Raw genomic sequence first — 6,307 nt, 5'->3', positions numbered from 1 at the left:
GTGAACGTAGCTCGTTGCCAGGTTCTCCGGTTCCCTTTCTCAGGGAGCCTTTTTTTGTTTCTCGCTGGATTGATCCGAAAAGGGGGAAGGAAGCAGTTTGTTTCGTTGAGGAAATCCGGAAGCGCTGGAATGGATTTCCATGCATGTTGAATCAAGGATTCATAAAATAAAAAAATTCTGTGTTCTTTTATTCTGCTTGAACAAGACAAAGCCAGCCTGTTCTGTTACAATAGGAACAGAGGTGATAACGTATGAAAATGGGAACGATTGGCACAGGAATGATAACGGAGTGGTTAAATACCGCATTTCAGGACAATGGTTTGGAATGCACGGCGGTTTACTCCCGCAAAGAAGAAACAGGAAGACGTTTAGCTGACAAATACAACATGCCGAAGGTCTATACGGATCTGGATGCGATGCTTCATGATGAAGAACTTGACTGTATCTATATTGCTTCACCCAACAGTCTGCATTATCCGCAGGCAATGCGTGCTCTGGAGGCAGGGAAAAACGTAATTTTGGAGAAACCGTTTGTTTCTACGATTGAAGAATGCCGGACCTTGATCGACACGGCGAAGAAACATCATCGCTTCTTATTTGAGGCCATTACCGTTCCCTATAATCCGAATTATCAGAAGATTAAGGAACGCATCGGCGATTTAGGATCGCTCAAGATGGTTCAATGCAATTTTTCGCAATATTCAAGCAAATATGACAAATTCAAGAATAATGAAAATCCGAATGTTTTCAATCCGCAGTTCTCCGGCGGGGCGCTGATGGATATCAATATTTACAACGCCCACTTCATTATCGGCTTGTTCGGCGCTCCGAAAGCGCTGCGCTATGTTCCGAATATTGCGGCCAACGGTATTGATACCTCAGGCATTCTCGTCTTTGACTATGACGGCTTCCTGGCCTGCGGCATTGGCTGCAAGGATTCTGCCAGCGAAAATATCTGCCAGCTGCAGGGCGACAATGGATATATCGTCGTTCACAGCGCCTCTTCCATTTGCGCCAAAGCGGAAGTCTGGCTGAAAGGGGCGAAGGAACCGGAAATTATTGACTTGAACGAAGGTCACGGCGGCCATTACTTTGAAGTGAAGAATTTCAAACAGATGATGGAAAACGAGGATTATGACGGCTGTTATCGAATGCTGGAATATTCCTGTCAGGTTATGGAACTGGTTCACAAAGCTCGCTTAGAAGCCGGCGTCCGTTTCGCTGCCGATCAGAAATAAAGCTGTATTCATCCCTGGCAACAGGGATTTTTTGTTTGGCGGACGTACAAAAAAGCTTTGTTTTCAGATGTCCTTCTGCTTTCTGTGGAAAAACAGGTCGGAATACGATACAATAGAAGCCAGATGTGAGCCAGAAGGGATTCCTTCTCTTTTTAAACCGGACTTGAAATGGATGGAGGCTTCGGTTCAGGAATAGAATAAACAAACGGGCTGTATTTTCAGTCTGCCGCATGCCCGTTTCATTCAGTAAGCATAAAGCAAATAAGGGAAATCCTATGGGAGGTATAAGATGACTGGAAGAACAAAAATAATCCGGAAACCATCGCCCTGGCCGATCTTGATCGGAGCTTTGGGGTGGGTGATCGTCTGTCTGATTTTGCCGATGATCCAGCTATGGCATTATCTGATCGCGCTGGCAGCTGGCGGCGGCGCCTATTTTATCGCCCGAAAACGAATTCCGGATCAGGAAATTGAGGTGGCAATTCCGTTGACGCCGTTAGAACAGCAGCAGCTTCAGCAGCTGGAAGCCGCGCGGGCAGCGTTAACCGGTCTGCAGCAGGCATCCGCGAAGATCGACGATCCGGCAATGACGCAGGATTTGCATAAAATTGATTCTGTCTGCCGTCAGATTGTAGACGAAATGGAACAGCAGCAGCGATTTAATGATCAGGCCCGGCGGCTTGTCGATTATTATCTGCCCATGCTGACGAAACTGCTTCTGAACTATGACGAACTGGAAGCAGATCCGCTGCAGACGCAGAACATCCAGCATTCCCGCGAGAATATTAAAAAAACGGTAAAGCTCTGTGCGGAAGCCTTTGTTAAACAATGGGATGATCTGCATGAACATCAGTCGATGGAAATTCAGGCTGACAGCGACGTTCTGGAAACGCTGTTGGTTAAACAGGGGCTTGTATCTCCGGGCGCGAAGGAGGGCAGACGATGAAAATGAATCAGAAAACCGCGCTGCTTCTGGCAATTCTGCTGGTGATCGGCAGCGCCTGGGGGAAAGCACGGCTGACGTTTTGCTCCATGCAGAAGCAGCTGGACGTCATCTATACGGAAGGGATTGATCGTGACGGACAATCTATTGCCCAGGACGTTAAGGAAAAACAGAAGACCGCGCAAAATTGCGTCACGGTAGCCCGCCGATATGATTCCGCAATCAAGGCTTCCCTGATCAGCGCCGTGGAAAGCGCTGCCGACGGGTTGGATCAGACCGGGTCGATGAGCGAGTGTCAGCGGTGGGAGAAAAAACTCGACACGGCGTTTACGGCGCTGACCCGCGCGCTTTTACAAGCGCCGCTTACGGAGAAGGATGAGCAGTACGTCATTGGATTTATGGCGGATTATCTGGCCAGTCAGGATCGGATTGAACGAGATCCTTATCATGAAAAAGCGGCGGCCATGCAACAGAATACATCCGGCTGGTTTCCGTCGCTCTTACAGAAATTGACGGCCAGCTCTCTGGATATTTATCAAATTGGAGGATAGTGTATGAAAAAGCTCGCACAGGGACTGATCGCCTTTCTGGCAATGATCGCGGTGAGCGTCTGGACCGTCAGCGCCTTTACTGTACCGCAGCCGTTGGAAAACTTCTATGTTGCTGACTATGCCAATGTGATCAACAGTCAGGATGCGGAGGCAATCCGCACCATGAATAAAAACCTCGAAGCCCGAAATGGATCGCAGATCGTTGTCGCAACGTTTGATTTTCTGGATGGCGAGGCGATCGACGATGTAGCGTATGACCTGTTTAATGGCTGGAAAATCGGCAGTGCTGACGATAACAACGGTGTGCTGCTGGTTTTGGCGATTGGGGAAGAAGATTATTACTGCCTGCAAGGCAAGGGGCTTGAGAAAACATTGCCGACTTCAGACATTCAGACAATTCTGGATTCCACGCTGGAGCCGGAATTTGCGGCCGGCAATTACAGCAGCGGTGCTTTGAAAACCGTGCAGGCGCTGGCGCAGCGGTTGGAAAAAACAGCGGGAACACCGGTATTGGATCCTTCACAATCCCAGGGCGGAGGCGGGAGCGCGCCGCATTCTGCGCAATCCGCGTTCAGCTTGTTTGCCATGATTCCGTCGATCTTTTTTATGATTTTCGTTTTTGTTATCGTCATTGTGGTTTTGTCCGTATTTACGCCGCGCCGCCGTCATTACTATGGCGGTCCGGTGTTCCGTCCGCGTCCGCGGCGTTACTATGGTCCGCGCCCGCGCCCGATGGATCCTTGGGGACCGGAACGCCGTCCGCGCGAACCGCGTCCGACGTATCGTTCCCATTCCTCAACCCGCAGTTCCTTCGGCGGGGGATCTGCTTCCCGGTCTTCCGGCGCTGGCCGCTCTTTCGGCGGGGGCATGAATCGCGGAGGCGGCGGAGCCAGCCGCGGAGGCGGAGCGGGACGCCGAAAGTAAAAGCAATCGCAGGGGTTTCACAATCGGTTTAACAGGTTTAAGGCAAAGGCAAGAATCAAACTGCTTCTGCCTTTTTCATTTTACGCCAAACCAAGACCGCTTCTGATCATCGCCGCGGTCTTTCTTTTCTCGATCCTGCTTTGACGTCATGGCCTTGATCAGGGGTGTTCGCGAACTGAGATGTCCCATGCCAAAGATCTGGATTTTCCGACAGCCGGCGCTTCTGATTGCCGTGAGCTGTTGGAAATCGTGAAGAAAATCGGGTTTCTAACCATTCTTTTGTATTTTCAGCGCATAGTCCTCCCTATTTTCGGCAATCCTGTTACAATAAAGATAGAGAAGGGCAGAAGACCCTGGAAAAGGAGCGGAATTCTTATGAAGGACAGAAAAATCGTCTTGGTCGGCACAGGCTTCGTCGGAATGAGCATGGCTTATTCATTTCTAACAACAGGCGGAATTGATGAACTTGTCCTGGTGGATGTCGATGAGGAAAAAGCGATTGGAGAAACCATGGATTTGCAGCACGGCTTACCTTATGCCCGCAACAAGCTGGTCATCAAAGCCGGCGGCTATGAAGAGTGCGCGGATGCGGAAATGGTCGTCATCACGGCCGGAACAGCCCAGAGGCCTGGCCAGACCCGTCTGGATATGACGGCGGTCAACACGAAAATCATGAAAAGCATTACGGAAAACATCATGGCTTCCGGCTTCAACGGAATTCTGTTGATCGCGTCCAACCCGGTCGATCTGATGACCTATGTCGCTCAGCAGGTTTCCGGCCTGCCGAAAAACCGCGTCATCGGCTCCGGAACCATTCTGGACACGGCCCGGCTGCGCTATTTAATGAGCGAATATCTGGGCATATCGACAAGCAACATCCACGCCTATATCATGGGCGAGCATGGGGATTCCAGTTTTGTGCCATGGACGCACGCTTACATCGGATGCAAAAATCTGCTGGAAATGCTCGATGAAAATCATCGCGACCTGCAGGATCTCAACGAGATCTATCATCAGGTTCAGCAGGCTGCCTACGAGATCATCAATCGTAAGAAATCCACCTATTACGGCATCGGCCTGTCTTTGAACCGGTTAGTCCGGGCAATTCTGGATGACGAGCACGTCATTCTGACCGTTTCCTGTTATCAGAATCAGGAATATGGCCAGGAAGGACTGTATATCGGCGTGCCGGCGATCATCACGCGTGCCGGCGTGGAAACGATCATCAAGCTGAAACTGAACGAAGTTGATCAGGGCAAATTCGACGCCAGCTGCGAAACGTTAAAAGAAATTATCAGTTCGACGATTACGCCGATCCTGGGCTGATCAACGAAGCCGCAGCGCGGTGAATTCAGACAAGAAAAAGTCAGCTGCAAAAAGAAAATATGGGAGCTACTGGCCCATATTTCTTATTTTAACGGCATCGGCTTTGATATTTTAACAGGAAGGGCAGGGCTGTCAAAGCATGACTTATCAACTCAAAACGAAGGGCGGGAGGACATGAAATCAGCAGTATTGGCAGGATTGAGAACCCGGGAAACGGATCAAAGCTGGGCGCAGAAACTGGATGAAGCCGCGCTGCTTTGTGAGGCTTGCGGGATTGAGGTCAAAGCGCGGCTGACGCAGAAAGCGCAGAAAGGACATCCGCGGACCTTGATCGGTTCGGGAAAAGCGGCGGAACTGAAGCAAAGCTGCGAAGCGCAGAGCGCGGAGGGCGCAGTGTTTGTCAACGAACTGACAGGGATTCAGACGCGGAATCTGGAACAGGAAATCGGCTTGCCGGTCATGGATCGCAGCGCGCTGATCCTGGAAATCTTTGCACGGCGTGCCCGCACGCGCCAGGCTCATCTGCAGGTGGAGGCAGCGCGGCTGGCCTATCAGCTGCCGCGCCTGATCGAAGGTCAGATCCATGCCGATCAGCAGCAGGGCGGGGGCGTCCGCAACCGCGGGGCTGGCGAAACCCGGCTGGAACGCTCACGCCGGACGATTGAAAAACAAATCCGGGATATCCGCGTGGAACTGGAGCAGCTGAAGCTTCAGCAAGCTGTCCAGAGCCGCCGGCGCCGTTTGAGCGGCTTGCCGCGGGTGTGTTTGATCGGTTATTCCAACGCCGGGAAATCTTCGCTGATGAATGCGCTGTTGTCCGTGCGGTCTGTGGCGCCGGCAAAGCAGGTCGCAGCCGTCGATCAGCTGTTTGCGACGCTGGATTCTGCGACCCGAAGGATTAAGCTGGCAGGCCGGGCAGAGATTTTGCTCAGTGATACCGTCGGTTTTGTCCGCGATCTGCCGGATTTTCTGCTTGATGCTTTTGAATCCACGCTGCAGGAAATTCAGGAAGCGGATCTCTTAATCGAAGTGATCGACGCTTCCGATCCGCAATGGGAGATTCAGCATGAAATTGTCATGCAGACACTGCGCCGTCTGCATGCCCTGTCTATCGAACGGCTTACAGTTTACAACAAGGCGGATCAAATCCCGCAATGGGAACGGCAAGACGGCATTCTGTTGAGCTGTCTTACCGGTCAGGGTATGGATGCCTTGATCGGCGAACTGCTTGTCCGGCTGAATCTGAGCGCGTCGCTCAGCCCGGAAATAGGGGATGAATTTTCAGCGCAAGTAGGCTATAATGAGGACGAAAGAGGAGAGTAAAC

At 51.4% G+C, this 6,307-nt stretch carries 6 protein-coding genes; all 6 read left to right on the top strand.

The genetic code is table 11. From position 1 onward, the window contains the following. The first annotated feature begins 251 nt into the window (after positions 1 to 251). The 6 genes from AC5OW4_RS04065 (at position 252) to hflX (ending at position 6,305) form a co-directional block, all read left to right on the top strand. Positions 252 to 1,238, top strand: coding sequence for a Gfo/Idh/MocA family protein (locus AC5OW4_RS04065; RefSeq protein WP_072682789.1), 987 nt, complete (start codon positions 252 to 254; stop codon positions 1,236 to 1,238). 289 nt (positions 1,239 to 1,527) lie between these two features. After that, a complete protein-coding gene (locus AC5OW4_RS04060; RefSeq protein ID WP_072682790.1) occupies positions 1,528 to 2,184 on the top strand; it encodes a 5-bromo-4-chloroindolyl phosphate hydrolysis family protein in 657 nt (218 codons plus the stop codon). After that, the gene (locus AC5OW4_RS04055; RefSeq protein WP_195397353.1) at positions 2,181 to 2,732 is read left to right on the top strand and encodes a hypothetical protein; all 552 of its coding nucleotides are present in this window, start codon (positions 2,181 to 2,183) and stop codon (positions 2,730 to 2,732) included. The genes AC5OW4_RS04060 and AC5OW4_RS04055 overlap by 4 nt, the downstream gene beginning before the upstream one ends. A 3-nt stretch (positions 2,733 to 2,735) precedes the next feature. After that, a complete protein-coding gene (locus AC5OW4_RS04050; protein ID WP_195397354.1) occupies positions 2,736 to 3,656 on the top strand; it encodes a TPM domain-containing protein in 921 nt (306 codons plus the stop codon). Positions 3,657 to 4,031: 375 nt separating this feature from the next. Next, on the top strand, positions 4,032 to 4,982 hold the full coding sequence (locus AC5OW4_RS04045) for an L-lactate dehydrogenase (protein ID WP_195397355.1): 951 nt from the start codon (positions 4,032 to 4,034) through the stop codon (positions 4,980 to 4,982). A 174-nt stretch (positions 4,983 to 5,156) separates the two neighbouring features. Then, entirely contained in the window at positions 5,157 to 6,305 is a 1,149-nt protein-coding gene (hflX, locus tag AC5OW4_RS04040; RefSeq protein ID WP_295770412.1) for a GTPase HflX, read from the top strand. The last annotated feature ends 2 nt before the right edge of the window (positions 6,306 to 6,307 follow it).

The sequence above is a fragment of the Holdemania sp. genome, from assembly GCF_986127675.1.
Note: the sequence above shows the minus strand (reverse complement) of the source record. Positions and strands in the feature narration are given on the sequence as shown.

Bases quoted from the DNA above. Each gene is read 5' to 3' on its own strand.
- AC5OW4_RS04065 (WP_072682789.1), top strand. From the start codon at position 252: ATGAAAATGGGAACGATTGGCACAGGAATGATAACGGAGTGGTTAAAT.
- AC5OW4_RS04060 (WP_072682790.1), top strand. From the start codon at position 1,528: ATGACTGGAAGAACAAAAATAATCCGGAAACCATCGCCCTGGCCGATC.
- AC5OW4_RS04055 (WP_195397353.1), top strand. From the start codon at position 2,181: ATGAAAATGAATCAGAAAACCGCGCTGCTTCTGGCAATTCTGCTGGTG.
- AC5OW4_RS04050 (WP_195397354.1), top strand. From the start codon at position 2,736: ATGAAAAAGCTCGCACAGGGACTGATCGCCTTTCTGGCAATGATCGCG.
- AC5OW4_RS04045 (WP_195397355.1), top strand. From the start codon at position 4,032: ATGAAGGACAGAAAAATCGTCTTGGTCGGCACAGGCTTCGTCGGAATG.
- hflX (WP_295770412.1), top strand. From the start codon at position 5,157: ATGAAATCAGCAGTATTGGCAGGATTGAGAACCCGGGAAACGGATCAA.